Below are 15330 nucleotides of genomic sequence, written 5' to 3' on the forward strand. Positions count from 1 at the left end.
GCCTAACCACCCAGCAATTCTGGATCAGGGAATTGAAGTCGGGCCTCATCAAGTGCTGTCTCAAGGTCCGCCGCATCCTTGATCCACTCTTGCATGAGGCTTTCCACCCGGCGATCCGTGAATTCGAACCTAGTCCCGGCATGGGCAAGTCTGAGTGTCTCCAGCTCATCGGCGGCAACCTGCTCACGCAGGTTCATGATCGCCGCAACTCGGCGGATATCACTTACGAAGTCTAGAGCTTCAACATGGCTCTTTCCTTCGCGCAGCCGTAGTCCTCGTCCGAGCTGTTGCACGAAAATCCGCCGGCTGTGTGTTACGCGGGCAAAGCAGATTATGTTCACATCAGGGACGTCGACACCTTCGTTCAAGATGTCAACTGCAGTAATAATTGGGGTGTCTCCGCCCCTGAATCTCATGAGGCGTAGTTGCCTGTCCCGCTGATTCAGTCCTGCATGAATAGCCTCAGCACCCTTCCACTGCGGCACGCGATTTAGAAGGATCGCCATGCGCTCAGCATGCTCGACGGTTCGGCAGAAGATGACTGCACGAGGTTCACGGGTTCGTGCCCAAGTGTCCACCAGCTCATCTCGGATTGCCTCGTCACGTTCAGGCAGGAAGAGGCGCGCGTTTAAGTCCTTGATGGTGTATCTATACTTGCTTGCCTCGCGGACGAAGTCCCAGTCGATGTTATCGGCAAACAAGCGGTACCGCACCTCGGCCAGATATCCTAGTCGCATTCCGTCGCCGATTCCGAGGAGGTAACTCGGATCGCCAAATCTGCGACGAATATCGAACTTGTCACCGCGCCACGGAGTTGCGGTTACACCGAACTGTGGCACGTCGGCCAAGAGGTCGAGCAATTCCGCGAACTGACCCTCCTCGGCAACATGATGAGCCTCATCGACCATGACGAGGCTTGGGCGATAGCCGCTTCGGACATACGCCAACGCACTTGCGACGGTGGCGCAGGTTATGCCCCGCAGGTCATCAGGGCGGTGGTCACCTGTTAGAAGCTGAGTTCGTACGTCCTTCTTCACGTGGTACCAGAGAGCACGCTCGAGTTGTTCGGCAAGCTCCTTGGTGTGAGCCACGACGAGGATCCTGTCATGCGGACGCTTTTCCAGAAATTGTGCTACCACCTCGCCACCGACAACCGTCTTGCCCAAACCTGTGGCCAAAATGAGCAGCGCCTTGTTTTTTTCCTCAAGTCCGTCAACGAGTGCTTGGAAGGCCGAAGACTGATAGGGCCGCAGCGGTCGCTCTGGCAGCCGAGCTGTAGTGGCTTTCTCATTGCCGTATAGCTCAATAAGCTCTCTGCCGGACCACAATTCGACTCGGGTACCCAGCCGGCTCAGTTCGTCGCGACGTTGAACCACAGATGGACCGAATCTGGAATTTGTTACGACAGCCGCCCTGTCGGTCTTATAGAAAGCCTTGGCTCGCAATACCTCATCGATCGCGCCTGCGGGAACAGGTGCACTTTTCTTCCATTTGGCTTGAAAGACCCATCGTATCCCGTTGATTGAGGCGAGGATATCGCCGCCCTGGTCGTTTGGACCATCCACGTTGGCGACATCGGTAAAGCCCAGGTGTAGCAAGAGCCGTTCGACCTGTCGCGCAAAGGCAACCGGTCCGACATCGACGAGGAACGTCGGATCGACAAAGGAAGTGCTCATGTCAGCTCACCCCCGCTTGTCTCCTGATCGAGCATGTCGAGGGTAAGTCGGGCCATCGCCCTGTCAAGTCTACTTTTTGCGTCCGTACTAGACATAAACTCGCCAATTGCCTCAAGATGGCGTGAAAGACGAGATACCTGTCGTTCTTTTGCGTCCTCGCTCGTCCACGTCGCCCAGGTCGTCACGAAGACCCTCCCATCAAGCACAAGGTCCGGACGCTCACGCACAATGGCGGCTACCCCACCGGCGCCTAGGTACGCGACGAAGCGGCCGTCCGTTGTCAGGTCGGGCCAGACCAGCCTCGGCTCGTCCGCGAGGGCGGTGTGCTCGGCGGCGATCTTCTCCGAGTTTGGGAGACATGACCATATAGCCGTCGAGTGCTCGACGGCCACAGAGGTCAGCAGCTCCCTGATCCTGCCCAGAACCGAGCTGATACGTGCCCTCAGCGCCGTATCAGTGAGGCGCTGATCAGGTAAGGCCTTGGTCACATCTGCTGCAACCGTTGCGATGGTGCTCTCCAGGCGGCCCGCTGTACGCAGGTGCTCCGCCAGCTGAACGATTGCATACTCGCGCGGATCCCTACCGTACTCACGGAAGACTTCGTGATCCCCGTTGACGAAGATGTCGATCTTATTGGCACGTCCGCTGCGTGATAGGCACGGAGTGTCGATGCCGGAAGCATCGATCAGACGCTCCGTCGTCTCGTAGGCGACAACCTCGCGCCGCGTGAGACTGGCTAAAGACACTTCACCTGTGAGGTCGTGCATAACTCGTGCGGCCTTGAGGTACCGCTCGAAGCGTTGTTCCTCTGTCTCTGGCGGCGGCGGCGGGTTATCGGCTGGCGCTGTCCGTCCGCCAGGACGTCCGAATATGTCGCCCAGTCCTGTACGCGTAAACAGGTCGTCGTCACCATTGGGATCCGGCGTCTCGGGGATGTCGGACCTTCTGCGGCCTCCGTCGCCATCTACGGTTCCGGTGGCTCCGCCCCGCACGGTGCCGGGTCCTGTCGGACGAGACTCGCCGCGCTTAATGCGATCATGTTCCGCCGCCTGCTCGAACCACTTCTCGTCAGTCAGATATTCCGCTTGCCCCTTGTGAAAGCGACTAGCCCATTCCTTGGCCGCACTAAAGACAGCCTTTTTGCCGTCACCTGGAACCAGGCACTTTAGCCCGGGATCGATGTCGCGATATCCGCTAAAAAGTTGGCCAAGATACGACGTATTGTCACCGAAGCCGACGGATCGAGCTTTTCGAGGTTGCAGCGGCCCTTCCCCGCGGATTACCTGGACTGCCGATATGAACTCTGTCGTGCTGCGCTCGAAATCATTCTTCTGATACACAACCGGGACATGATCGAGGTGCACCTCGCCAACCAAGCGTCCGCCGACGGTTGAGCCCAGCTCAATTGGGTATTCTTTCCAAATTTCGCCTGTGTCGGGATGCTCCCAATCGAAAAGTGTTTTGTCGGCGATAAGAATCTTGCGTCCGTTGCGCAGCAAATCGATCCCGAAGTCGCTGGTATCGAAGTATCGCTGCACTCCTACCCAGCCTGCAATGCGCCGCTCACGCAACTGGAGCTCGTTACCGCCACATTCGACACAGTTGTCCAACTGGGTGACATGCCAATGACCACAAGACATGCAGGCCCATGCCGCCTTGAGCGGCTTATTGATCTCGATCACTGCTGGAATCAGTCGCCCTCGGTTGCTGACTGAACGTGCGGGTGACCACACACAGGGCAAATGTGGTTTGACGCGAGTGCCGTTGACATAGAGAGCAAATCCTCTGCCTGCCAGCATCGGCCCTGGGAGCTCGCGCACCTGATCAGCTGAGCGGAGCATGTAGGAGTAGACCTTGCCGAGTCGATCTCGAATTTGGCTTGCAGTGGACGGACGTCGCAACCTGTCGCGAGCCTCGGCCCTAAGTGTCCTAACAGTTACCTCTGTACCGTGAAGGGACACGTCCTGCTTTGGCTCCCGCCTCAGAGGAATCTCGAAGCCGCCCTGCCGCTGCATCTTCCGGAAGTCGATCTCGGCGATCAGCCAGGTAGAATCACCAGCACGAGTCGTTCTGACCTCGGTCACGTTCCCGAGACGTGCTGTAGCGATGTTGAAACCCATGCCAAACAAGCCGAGACTCCCATGGCGAGACTTCGCGCTGTAGCCAGCCTTTAGCGACTCTCCGAGCTGCCTGGCCGTCATCCCACGCCCGTTATCGGCCACGCAGACAATCTCGTCGCCTTCAGCGGTGCTCTGCCGTGGCAGCGTCACTTGCACCGCTGGCGAATCCATTGGATCGCGTTCTTGGTCAGAGAGGAAATCGTCGAAGGCGTTGTCGATGAGCTCGGCAAGGCACTGCCACGGCTGGTACGGAAGGTCACCTAAGACTTGTAGCAATCGTGGCGAGGGCGTGAGATCGAGCCGGTCTGAGAAGTCCTCGTCTCCGCCTTGCGTCATGGATCCCTCCCCAGGGTGTCACAGCCGGGTGCGGGCCGCCTGTCGTTCGTTGGTGAGTAAACACCCACGGTGTGACAAACTACGAAGCGACGCCGACCAGTTTCAGTCATCGGTGACGACCCCAAGGCAGTATCGTAGGCTCTGACGAATGTCGAGCGCCGCCCCGCCTGGCAGATGATTTGTTGCCGCAGTCTGTGCGCGTGATTTTGATCCAGACCGCTGGCGCGATGCCGCTGTGACCGCACCGTGGCTCGGGGTAGCCAGCACTGGGCGCAAGTGCTGGTCGTCACGCGGCACTCAACCGTCGGACAGGAGCCACCGGCAGTGGCTTACCCGGTATCAGCCAAAACCGGTTCGCGTTCTGGTGACCACGGTGCACCGACGGAGCGTCGGTGCACCGTGGTGTTGCCTCAACCGGTGTACTGGACGAGGATCTTCGTGTAGGCGTACGGCTGCTGGGAGACGCCGCTGCACGAGTCGGCGTCACTGCCCGTCCCGCACGCCCGGTCGCGGTTGATCGACCAGAACGTGAGCCGTGCCAGGTGGTGCTGCTGCGCGTACGCCAGGATGGTCTGGAAGTCGGCGATGGTGACCGTCTCGCCGGGCTCGTCGGTGATCCCGTTCATCGACGAGATCCCGATCCTCGCGTACGCGGTCGCGTCGCTGTACCCGTACGCCGTCTTCACCGCGTTCTTCAGCCCCTCGGCCGCGTTCACCGAAGCCTGCCCCATCGTCCCGGTGTGCCCGCCGAAGTCGAACGGCATGATCGTCCAGCCGTCGTTGTCCAGCCCGGCCGCCGCCCCCTTGTTGATCAGATCCTTGCCGGTCGCGTCCGGCCCGGTCGGCGTGGTCCCGAACGTGATGAACGTGCGAATCCCCGGATTGTTCGTCTTCACGATCTTCAGCGCGTCGACCACCCGCTGCCGCACCGACGCCGTCGAGAACTCGGTGTCCTCGATGTCGACGTCGATCGCCTTGAGCCCGTACGCGTTGATGACCTTCTGGTACGCCCCGGCCAGCGCCGACGCCGACGTGCACTTCTCGCCGAGCTTGTTGCCGCTCCACCCGCCGAACGACACGATCACATCGCCACCGGCACCCCGGATGGCGTTGATCTTCGCCTGGTCGTCGCCGCCGGTCAGCGGCCGCGACCCGTCCCACAGCGGGTTGCACCCGCCGTCGGAGAGCATGAACGCCAGCGTGAACCACTTGATCCCGGTGGCGGACATGACCGCCGTCGGGCTCTGCGGATCGCCCCAGCCGAAGTACTCGTACGGCGCGACCGCCATGAACGGTCCGCTGGTTACCGGCAGCAGCCGCAGCCGGTCCAGGTTCGGCCCGCCGCCGGTGGTGGTGCCGGTGACCCGGACCGTGTTGGCGCCCGCGACCAGGTTCGCGGTGACGTTCTGGTTGGCCCAGGTGTCCCAGTTCGCGGTCGGCGCGAACGCCGGGGTCGCCACGGTCGCGCCGTTGACCGACACCGACGCGGGCCGGTTGCCCGTGGTGCCGTTGGCGTAGCGCAGCTCCAGGGTGGCGCTGCCCGCGCTCGCGGCGTTCACGGCGAACTCGACGTAGCTGCCGGTCTCGTTGTCGCTGTTCACGAAGCCGGTGCCGGTGTAGCCGGTGTGGTTGGCCTCGACGACGCCGTGGAAGATCGTGGCGTTCTCGGCCTGGTATTCGGTGGTGGCGGCCACCTCGGCGTCGAGGTAGTCCAGATTGGCCAGGCCGCCCGCGGTGGTGGCGGTGACCCGGACCGTGTTGCTGCCCGCGTTGACCGCGGTGGTCAGGGTCTTGGTGGTCCAGGTGTCCCAGTTGGCGGTGACGGGGAAGCTCGACGCGGCCGCGACGGTGGTGCCGTTGACGGCGATGTCGGCGGGCCGGTCGGCGCCGCCGGAGTTGGCGTAGCGGAGGGCGAGGGTGGCGGTGCCCGCGGTGGCGGCGTTGACGGTCCACTGCACGTAGGCGCCCGCGACGTTGACGCTGTCGACGAAGCCGGTGCCGCTGTAGTTGAGGTGGTTGGTGGCGACGGCGCCCTGCGAGATGGTGGCGTTCTCGGCCTCGTACCGGGTGGGGGCCGCCGTGGCCGGGGCGGCGCTGATGACGGCGGCCGTGAGCAGGCCGGTCGTCACTGCCGCGGCCAGCCGTGCGGGGGTGCTGCGACTGCGCATGACACTCCTGTCGGAGGTGGGAGGAAAGGAAGCGGCGGGGTCGGAAGTCCGACCCCGCCGCGGTGCCCGGTCAGGGCAGCCAGTAGTTGCCGCTGGCGACGATCATCACCTGCAGCTGGATGCTGGTGGAGTAGTAGTCGCTGCTGGTGAACGACGTGTTGATCATCTTGGTCCAGAGTGCGTCCAGCCAGGCCTGGCTGCCGGAGTCGGTCATCGCCGCGACCGCGAACGGCGCGAAGAAGGCCGGTTCGCTGCCCGAGCTGATCTGGGTGCCGCTCAGCGAGTACCCGACCGCGATGCTGTTGGGGTTGCTGCCGGTCTTCGACTTGATCCAGGTGTTGAGCTTGCGGGCCGACGTTAGCGAGGCCGAGCCGCCGCCGGTGATCGCGTCGGTGCCGATGCGCCACGGGGTGCGGCAGGAGTTCCAGAAGTACTTGCCGTCGTTCGGGTCCTCCAGCACCTCGCCCGGGGCGGGCTTGGCGGTGGTGTTGGTGTTGACCACGAAGTCGGGCAGCAGGCCGGTGCTCGGGGCGTACTGCGTCTGCAGGTTGGTGATCAGGTTCTGGTGGTTGGTGCGGACGGTGTCCCAGAACGTGTCACCCGTGGCCGCCTTGAACGCCCGGAAGTGGTCGAGGTGGAAGTCGGACGGGCGGGTGGTCCAGTACAGCGAGTCGCCGGAGGTGCTCCAGTCGCCCAGCAGCATCAGCTTCGTGGTCGGGTTGACCTCGCTGGCCTTGATGGCGTTGATGTGGTTGACCGCGAGCTGCTTGTAGTTGTACGTGCCGGTGCTGCCCCACTGCTTGTCGGCCATCAGCAGGCCCAGCGCCACGTCGAGGTCGCCGTCGGTGGCCGAGTCGGAGCCGTTGACGCTGTTGCACGACGTGTCCTGCTCGGCGGCGAGCAGGTTGCCGTTGTTCACCGACGGGTGGGCCAGCATGTACTTGACCATGCCGTCGAAGACGGTCTTGGCGTTGGCGTCGGCGCCGGCCATGAGCGCGGTGATGACCATGCCGTAGCCCTGGGCCTCGGCGACGTACGGGTGGTCGGCGTCGGGCGAGATCACCTCGTACCAGCCGTTGCCGCAGTTCTGCTTGACGAAGGCGGCCTTCCACTTGTTGTAGTACGTCACCACGGCCGCGTCGAGGGTGGACTGGGTGCCGGACGGCTTGAGTGTGCCCGCGACGTAGGCGTACTGGTGGCTGCCGAACGGGATGGTCGGGCCGGTGCCGGTCGATCCCGTGGTGAGGTCGACGTAGTCGAGGTTGGCGGTGCCGTTGGCGCTGGTGGCGGTGACCCGGATGGTGTTGCTGCCCGCGTTGAGGTTGACGGTCAGGGTCTTGGTGGCCCAGGTGTCCCAGTTGGTGGTGGACCCGAACGCCGACGCCGCCGCCACCACCGTGCCGTTGACCGCGATGTCGGCGGGGCGGCCGGTGGTGGTGCCGTTGCTGTACCGGATGGCGACGGTCGCGCTGCCCGCGCTGGGCGCGGTGACGGTCCACTGCACGTAGCTGCCGGTGACGTTGTCGGTGTTGACGAAGCCGGTGCCGGAGTAGTTGAGGTGGTTGGCCTCGGCCACACCCTGCGAGATGGTGGCGCTCTCGGCCTCGTAGCGGGTGGTGGCCGCGGCGGCGTGGGTCAGGGGTGCGGCGGCGGTCAGGACCAGGGCGCCGACGAAGGCGGCGGCCAGGCGGTGTGCCGTCCGTGGTGCGGTGCGCATGTGACTCCTTCGGTCACGGTCCGGCCGGAGCCGGACCGGGGGATCGGGATCAGGCTCAGGAGATCGTGATCTTGAAGATGGTGTCCGAACCGTTCGCGGCGCCTCCGTTGTTGTCGCTGTTGGTGGTGCTCAGCCAGAGCTGGTCGGCACCGGGCACCTTGGTGACCGTCCGCAGCCGGCCGTAGGTGCCGACGTAGTACGCGGTCGGGGTGCCGGTGCTCTCGCCACTGAGCAGCGGGATGCGCCACATCCGCTCACCACGCAGCGCGGCCATGTAGACCGTGTCGCGCACGATGGCGATGCCGCTGGGTGAGGCGGTGTCGACCGACCACTGGCGCTTGGGGTTCTCCATGCCGGACACCGAGCAGGTGCCCTCGCAGGTCGGCCACCCGTAGTTGAGGCCGGGCTTGATCAGGTTCAGCTCGTCGTACAGGCTGTTGCCGAACTCGGCCTCCCACAGCCGGCCCTGCGAGTCCCAGGCCAGGCCCTGCGGGTTGCGGTGGCCGTAGCTGTAGACCAGCGTGCCGAACGGGTTGCCCGGGGCGGGCGTGCCGTCGGTGCGCATCCGCAGGATCTTGCCGTTGAGCGAGTTCTTGTCCTGGGCGTTGGCGCTGCTCTGGGCGTCGCCGGTGGTGGCGTAGAGGTACCCGTCCGGGCCGAAGGCCAGCCGTCCGCCGTTGTGGTAGCGGTTCTTGGCGATGCCCTGGACCAGCACGGTGTACCCGCTCAGGCTGGTGCCGTTGTAGGTCATCCGCACGATCCGGTTGCCCTCGGCGGCGGTGTGCATGAAGTAGATGAAGTGGTTGGTCGCCCAGTTCGGGTCGACCGCGACGCCGAGCAGGCCGCCCTCGCCGTTGGTGGTGACCGCGTTGGGCACGGTGCCGACCTGGGTGCGGGTGCCGCCCAGCGTCACCTTGAACACCTTGAACTGGCCTGCCGTCACCTTGTCGTCCCGCTCGGTGACCAGTGCCGTCTGGCCGTCGGGCAGGAAGTACGTGCCCCACGGGATGGTCCAGCCGGTGGACAGTGTGCTGATCGCCGACGGCACGCCGCCGCTGCAGGCGGTGGTGGTGAACGACACCGTCGGGCTCGCGGCCGAGACGTTCCCGCCCGCGTCGCGGGCGACCACGTTCAGCGTGTACGCCGTGTTGCAGGCCAGCCCGGTGACCGAGGCGCTGGTCGCGGGCGGGGTGCCGGTGACCGACTTGACCACCGTGGTGCCGATGCGCACGTCGTACGCGGTGACGCCGGTGTTGTCGGTGGACGCGCCCCAGCTCAGCGTGGCACCGGTGCCGGTCACGCCGGAGGCGGACGGCGTGCCCGGCGCCGTCGGTGCCTGGGTGTCGGAGCTGGGCAGGGTGGTGCAGATCGCCTGGGCGCTGGACAGCGACACGTTGCCCGCCGCGTCGCGGGCGAACACCGACAGTCGGTATTCGGTGTTGGGGGACAGGCCGGTGAGCCGGGTGCCGGTGGCGGGAGCGGCGGCCGAGGTGAGCTTGTTGCCGTCGTGGTAGATGTCGTACGCGATGACGCCGGTGTCGTCGGTGGACGCGCCCCACGACAGGTCCAGCGCGGTGTCGGTGATGTTCGCGCAGACCGGCTGGCCGGGGGTGGTCGGCGCGGTGGAGTCGGACTGCGGGGTGAGGCGCAGCCGGTCGAGGTTGGGCCCGCCGCTGGCGCCGGTGGCCGTGGCCCGGATCTTGCTGGTTCCGGCGGGCAGGCTGACCGTGATGGTCTGGTCGGCCCAGGTGTCCCAGTTGGCGGTCGCGGGGAAGGACAGGTCGCTCGCGGCGGTGTTGCCGTTGACGGCCAGGTCCAGCGGCCGGTCGGCGCCGGTGCCGTTGGCGTAGCGCAGGGTCACCTTGGCGCTGCCCGCGACCAGGCGGGTCACCGTGAACTCGACGTACCCGCCCGCCACGTTGGTGTAGTCGACGAAGCCGGTGCCGGTGTAGCCGGTGTGGTTGGTGGCGGTCGCCGCCTGCGACAGCGTGGCCGATTCGGCCTGGTAGTCGGTGCTGGCTGGTTCGACCTCGGTCTCGATGTAGTCGAGGTTGGCGGTGCCGTTGACGCTGGTCGAGCTCACCCGGACGGTGTTGGCGCCGGCGTTGGCGCTGAAGGTGAGGGTCTTGGTGGCCCAGGTGTCCCAGTTGCCGGTGCCGGGGAACGACACCGCGCCCGCGACCAGGAAACCGTTGACGGTGATGTCGGCGGGCCGGTCGATGGTGGTGCCGTTGGCGTAGCGGATCTTCAGTACGGCCGGGCCCGCGTTGGCGGCCGACGCGGTCCACTGCACGTAGCTGCCGGTGACGTTGTCGGTGTTGACGAAGCCGGTGCCGCTGTAGTTGAGGTGGTTGGACTCGACCACCCCCTGCGAGATGGTGGCGCTCTCGGCTTCGGCGCGGGTCGGTGCCGCGTGCGCGGGTGCGCCCACGAGCAGCGACGCGAGCAGAAGGGTTCCGCCCGCTGCCGCGGTGCGGCGGCGTAGGCGGCCTCGGATGGATGTCATGCCGCGATCTCCTCTCCGGTGAGGGAACTGTTAGGCAACCTGACTTACTTTTCGACTAGCGAGGATGTTAAGTACGTGAATCGCAGGGGGTCAAGGGTTGGGCCGTGCCGAGACGGCTGGTCGAGCGGGCTCGGGACCCCTTGACACCCCGTACCCCGATGAGGATAGTAAGCCTACTTGCCTATTGAAGGGTCGTTCATGACACGCCTGGCCGGGTCGTCGAAGCTGCTGCGCGCGATGAACGAGAGCGCCACCCTGGCGCTGCTGCTCGACCGCGGCACGCTGACCCGCGCCGAGCTGCGCGAGCTGACCGGCCTGTCCAAGCCGACCACCTCCGACGTGCTGCGCCGGCTCACCGACACCGGCCTGGCCGTCGTGGTCGGACACACCAGCGGCGGCCCCGGGCCCAACGCCGAGGTCTACTCGGTCAACCCGGTCGCCGCGTACGTGGTGGCCCTCGCCCTGCGCGACACCACCGAGTCCCCGCACCCGCCCTTCGGCGCCGCGCTGTGCGACATCAGCGGCGCGGTCCTGGCCCGAGCGGAGTTCCCCGGCGTGCCCGGCGAAGGTCCGACCGACACCGTGCGCCGCATCCTGGCGGACCTGTGCGCCGCCGCCGATGTCCCCGTCTCCCGGGTGACCCGGCTACAGCTGGGCGTGCCCGGCTCGTACGACCCCGGCACCGACACCATCCGGCACATCGACATCCCCGGCTGGCGCCACCCCGGCCTGGTCGGCGAACTCGCCGCCGCGCTGCGCCTGGCCGTCGACGCCGACAACGACGTCAACCTCGCCGCCATCGCCGAACGCCATCGCGGCGTAGCCCAGGGCAGCGCGGCGTTCGCGCTGCTGTGGTTCGGCGCGGGCCTGGGCTGCGCGATCGATCTCGGCGCGGCGCTGCTGCGCGGCGTGACGGGCGGCGCGGGCGAGATCGGCTACCTGCCGCTGGGCGGCCCCGACCACCCCGTCGGCACACCGCGAGACATGCAGGACCTGGTCGGCGGCGCGGCCGTGGCGGCACTGGCCGCGTCGTACGGCTTCATCGCCGACACCCCCGAGGCCGCCATCGCCGCCGCCGTCGCGCAGGCCGGCCCAGCCGACGCCGAAGCCGCCCGGACCAAGGTCATCGAAGTTGCCGGGCAATCGGGCGAAAGTGAGGCCGTCATACCCCCGATTGCCCGGCAACTTGAACGATCAACCGCGAGCGAGGCGGCGGCCGACGCGTTTCTGTGCGCGCTGGCCGACCGGATCGCGGTGCCGCTCGCGGCGGTGTCCGCGCTGGTGGACCCGCCCCTGGTGGTGCTCGCGGGCGAGGTGGCCCAGGCCGGTGGCGCCGCGCTGCGCGACCGGGTGACGGCCGCGTTCCACCGGGCCACACCGCTGCGCACGCCCGTGGCGGTGACCGCGCTGTCCGACGACGCGGTCCTGCTGGGCGCCATGGACGCCGGAGTACGTGCCGTGCGCGAGTCGCTCATCGACGCGCTGCGCTACACGCTCACCCCGGCCTAGCACCAAACCTGTGCCTGCCGCGGCAACGGCAGGCATCGGCGACACCCCTTGAATCCGCAGCTCGCAGGTCTGCACGACATCCAGAGGAGCGTTTCCTTGTCTATCACAGCCAACAGGCTGGCCGCCGTCGCGCTGACGGCGGGCCTGCTCGTGACCGCTGCCGTCGGGTGCACCCCCGGACAGGCCCCGGCGCCGGTCGCGAGCGCCGGAGTCGAGCCCTCCGGCGAGGTGGAGTTCTGGCACTTCTTCACCGACCGCGAGGCCAAGGCCATCGACGACATCGTCGCCGACTTCCAGGCCAAGTACCCCAAGGTGAAGGTCGTGGTGAAGGGCGGCCAGGACGACACCAAGATGCTGCAGGCGATCGGCGCCGGGCAGGGCCCGGACGTCGGCCTGAGCTACTCCACCGACATCGTCGGCAAGTTCTGCTCGTCGGGGGCATGGATCGACCTGGCCCCGTACCTGCAGCGCGACGGGGTCGTCATGGACAAGTACCCGGCCGTGGTGAAGTCCTACACCGAGTACCGGGGCAAGCGGTGCGCGATGCCGTTCCTGGCCGACGTGTACGGCCTGTACTACAACAAGAAGATCTTCGGCGAGGCGGGCGTCGCCGGTCCGCCCAAGACGCTGGCCGAGCTGACCGACCTGGCCAAGAAGCTGACCATCCGCAAGCCCGACGGGACCATCGAGCGGGCCGGGTTCCTGCCCAGCTTCGGCTTCTACGAGAACTCCCCGGCGCACCTGGCCCCCGCGGTCGGCGCGAGCTGGCTCAAGGAGGACGGCACGTCGGCCATCGGCAGCGACCCCAAGTGGCGCGAGCTGTTCGCGTGGCAGAAAGAGCTCGTCGACTGGTACGGCTACGACAAGCTGGAGAAGTTCCGCGCCGGGCTGGGCGACGAGTGGGGCGCCGACAACGCGTTCCACAAGGGCAAGGTCGCCATCGCGGTGGACGGCGAGTGGCGCATGGCGTTCCTGCGCGACCAGGCCAAGGACGTGCCGTTCGGGGTGGCGCCGCTGCCGGTGACCGACCCGGCCCGCTACGGCGCGGGTTATGTGACCGGCAACGTCATCGGCGTCTCGCGTACCGCGAAGAACCCCGAGGCCGCGTGGGCGCTGCTGAAGTACCTGACCACCGACACGAGCGCGATCGTCAAGCTCAGCAACGGCATCCGCAACGTGCCGACCACCAGTGACGCGCTGGCCAGCAAGGACCTGGTGATCGACGACGAGTTCAAGGTGTTCCTCGACATCTTCGCAAACCCGGGCACCACGACGACTCCGCCCAGCGTGGTCGGTGCCGCCTACCAGGAGGAGTTGTCGGCGTTCATCCAGGACTACCAGTCCGGTAAGAGCAAGGACCTCGGCGCCGGTCTGACCAAGGTGGACGAGCAGATCAACAACCTCGTGAAGCTGGCCGGCTGACCGTGGCCGACGCGACCGCAGGTGCCGGGTCTCCCGGCACCTCCCACTCCTTCTCCACGGCGCTGAGGGGCGGATTCTCGCTCAAGCTGCGCCGCAGGCTCACGCCGTACGTCTTCGTCGGCCCGGTCCTGGTCGGCCTGATCCTGTTCCTGGTCTATCCGCTGCTGGCGGCGATCTGGTTCTCGTTCACCCGGTTCAACATGATCCAGGCGCCCGAGTGGGTCGGCCTGGACAACTGGAGGTTCCTGTTCCAGGACGACAACGTCGTCAAGGCGGCCCGGAACACGCTGTGGCTGGTCGTGGTGATGGTCCCGGCGCGCATGCTCGGGGCGCTGCTCACCGCGCTCCTGCTCAACCAGGTCAAGCGCGGCCGCAGCGTGTACCGGACGCTGTTCTACCTGCCCGCGCTGGCGCCGCCGGTCGCCGCGACGCTGGCGTTCGTACTGCTGCTAAAGCCGGGCACCGGACCGGTGAACACGCTGCTGTCCCACCTGGGCGTGAGCGACCCGCCGCTGTGGTTCAACGACCCGGACTGGTCCAAGCCGTCGCTGGTGCTGCTGGCGCTGTGGGGCGTCGGCGACCTGATGATGATCTTCGTGGCGGCACTGTTGGATGTCCCGGTCGAACTGCACGAGGCGGCGTCACTCGACGGCGCCGGCACCTGGCAGCGGTTCCGTTTCGTCACCCTGCCCGGGATCTCGCCGGTGCTGCTGTTCGCGGCGATCACCGGCATCATCGGCACGCTGCAGTACTTCACCCAGGCCGCGGTCGCCGCCAGCGTCGCCTCGGGCGAGGTCACCGGTGGCGGCGGCATCTCCGACACGTTCGGCTACCCCAACGGGTCCACCTACACCTACCCGCTGTGGCTGTACATCGTCGGCTTCCGCTACCACGTGCTCGGCTACGCCAACGTGCTGGCCGTGGTGCTGTTCCTGGTGTCCATCGCGGCCACCCTGATCCTGCTGCGCCGATTCCGGGAGTACGCGCGATGAGAACCCAGAAGCAGCCGTTCCTGCTGCTCGTCGCGCGGCACAGCGTGGCGATCGCGCTGTGCGTCATGTTCGTGGCCCCGGTGCTGTTCCTGGTGCTGACCTCGTTCATGACCAGCGACCAGGCACTGACCTCGCAGCTGTGGCCGACGACATGGCACGCGGAGAACTACGCCGACGCGTTCACCCGGGCACCGCTGCTGCGCTATCTGGTCAACACGGTCCTCTACGCGGGGCTGGCCACGGTGTTCATGCTGCTGGCCAGCATCCCCGCCGCGTACGGGCTGGCGAAGCTGCGCTGGCGCGGACGGCAGACCATGATGATCGCGATCATCTGCATGATGATGCTGCCACCGCAGGTCACCACGGTGCCGCTGTATCTGTTCTGGGCCAACGCGGGCCTGACCGGCTCGCTGTGGCCGCTGATCCTGCCGATGCTGGCCGGGGACGCGTTCTCCATCTTCCTGCTGCGCCAGTTCATGCTCACCATCCCGGACGAGTACCTCGACGCGGCGCGGGTGGACGGGGCGGGGGAGTGGCGCACGCTGTGGAAGGTCATCGTGCCGATGGCCCGCCCCGGCATCGCGGCAGCGGCCATGTTCCAGTTCTTCTACGCCTGGAACGACTACTACGGCCCGCTGCTGTACGCCAGCGAGAACGAGCAGGCCTGGACCGTCTCGCTGGGGCTGGCCAGCTTCCGCACCATGCACCACGTCGAATGGCACCTGGTCAGCGCCGCCACGATGCTGACCATCCTGCCGATCGTGGTGGTGTTCTTCTTCGCCCAGAAGGCGTTCGTGCAGGGCGTGACCCTGACGGGGGTCAAGGGCTGACCCCGCCGGGCGCCGCCCGCTGGGCGGGCGGACGTTGGTGCAGTTTCGGGGAAA

Annotated in this window: 9 protein-coding genes; 4 read left to right on the plus strand and 5 right to left on the minus strand. The window is 66.4% G+C overall.

Going from position 1 to position 15330, the window contains the following annotated elements; translation table 11 throughout:
• Positions 1-2: 2 nt before the first annotated feature.
• The 5 genes from KUA19_RS04380 to KUA19_RS04400 all read right to left on the minus strand — a co-directional run bounded on the left by KUA19_RS04380 (position 3) and on the right by KUA19_RS04400 (position 10523).
• Positions 3-1676 (minus strand): DEAD/DEAH box helicase family protein, encoded by a 1674-nt coding sequence (locus KUA19_RS04380; RefSeq protein ID WP_217394808.1) that lies wholly within the window; start codon positions 1674-1676, stop codon positions 3-5.
• A complete protein-coding gene (locus tag KUA19_RS04385) occupies positions 1673-4132 on the minus strand; it encodes an ATP-binding protein (RefSeq protein ID WP_217394809.1) in 2460 nt (819 codons plus the stop codon). Before KUA19_RS04385 ends, KUA19_RS04380 begins: the two co-directional genes overlap by 4 nt.
• A gap of 410 nt (positions 4133-4542) precedes the next feature.
• On the minus strand, positions 4543-6300 hold the full coding sequence (locus KUA19_RS04390; protein WP_254548658.1) for a CBM35 domain-containing protein: 1758 nt from the start codon (positions 6298-6300) through the stop codon (positions 4543-4545).
• A gap of 70 nt (positions 6301-6370) precedes the next feature.
• A complete protein-coding gene (locus KUA19_RS04395; protein WP_217394810.1) occupies positions 6371-8017 on the minus strand; it encodes a glycosyl hydrolase family 8 in 1647 nt (548 codons plus the stop codon).
• A gap of 55 nt (positions 8018-8072) precedes the next feature.
• Positions 8073-10523 carry a PQQ-dependent sugar dehydrogenase gene (locus KUA19_RS04400; RefSeq protein WP_217394811.1) on the minus strand — a complete coding sequence of 817 codons (2451 nt, stop codon included), beginning with the start codon at positions 10521-10523 and terminating at the stop codon, positions 8073-8075.
• 198 nt (positions 10524-10721) lie between these two features.
• Here KUA19_RS04400 and KUA19_RS04405 point away from each other — a divergent pair, with 198 nt between their 5' ends.
• The 4 genes from KUA19_RS04405 to KUA19_RS04420 all read left to right on the plus strand — a co-directional run bounded on the left by KUA19_RS04405 (position 10722) and on the right by KUA19_RS04420 (position 15276).
• On the plus strand, positions 10722-12032 hold the full coding sequence (locus KUA19_RS04405) for an ROK family transcriptional regulator (RefSeq protein WP_217394812.1): 1311 nt from the start codon (positions 10722-10724) through the stop codon (positions 12030-12032).
• A 96-nt stretch (positions 12033-12128) separates the two neighbouring features.
• On the plus strand, positions 12129-13454 hold the full coding sequence (locus tag KUA19_RS04410; RefSeq protein WP_254548659.1) for an ABC transporter substrate-binding protein: 1326 nt from the start codon (positions 12129-12131) through the stop codon (positions 13452-13454).
• 2 nt (positions 13455-13456) lie between these two features.
• Positions 13457-14446 (plus strand): carbohydrate ABC transporter permease, encoded by a 990-nt coding sequence (locus KUA19_RS04415; protein ID WP_308167325.1) that lies wholly within the window; start codon positions 13457-13459, stop codon positions 14444-14446.
• Complete coding sequence (locus tag KUA19_RS04420; protein ID WP_217394813.1) at positions 14443-15276, plus strand: carbohydrate ABC transporter permease; 834 nt, start codon at positions 14443-14445, stop codon at positions 15274-15276. Before KUA19_RS04415 ends, KUA19_RS04420 begins: the two co-directional genes overlap by 4 nt.
• The last annotated feature ends 54 nt before the right edge of the window (positions 15277-15330 follow it).

This window comes from Catellatospora tritici (genome assembly GCF_019083965.1).
GTDB classification, from domain to species: domain Bacteria; phylum Actinomycetota; class Actinomycetes; order Mycobacteriales; family Micromonosporaceae; genus Catellatospora; species Catellatospora tritici.

Excerpts from the sequence above, each read along its gene's own strand:
- KUA19_RS04390 (WP_254548658.1), bottom strand. The coding sequence starts at position 6,300 with ATGCGCAGTCGCAGCACCCCCGCACGGCTGGCCGCGGCAGTGACGACC.
- KUA19_RS04380 (WP_217394808.1), bottom strand. The coding sequence starts at position 1,676 with ATGAGCACTTCCTTTGTCGATCCGACGTTCCTCGTCGATGTCGGACCG.
- KUA19_RS04405 (WP_217394812.1), top strand. The coding sequence starts at position 10,722 with ATGACACGCCTGGCCGGGTCGTCGAAGCTGCTGCGCGCGATGAACGAG.
- KUA19_RS04420 (WP_217394813.1), top strand. The coding sequence starts at position 14,443 with ATGAGAACCCAGAAGCAGCCGTTCCTGCTGCTCGTCGCGCGGCACAGC.
- KUA19_RS04400 (WP_217394811.1), bottom strand. The coding sequence starts at position 10,523 with ATGACATCCATCCGAGGCCGCCTACGCCGCCGCACCGCGGCAGCGGGC.
- KUA19_RS04385 (WP_217394809.1), bottom strand. The coding sequence starts at position 4,132 with ATGACGCAAGGCGGAGACGAGGACTTCTCAGACCGGCTCGATCTCACG.
- KUA19_RS04395 (WP_217394810.1), bottom strand. The coding sequence starts at position 8,017 with ATGCGCACCGCACCACGGACGGCACACCGCCTGGCCGCCGCCTTCGTC.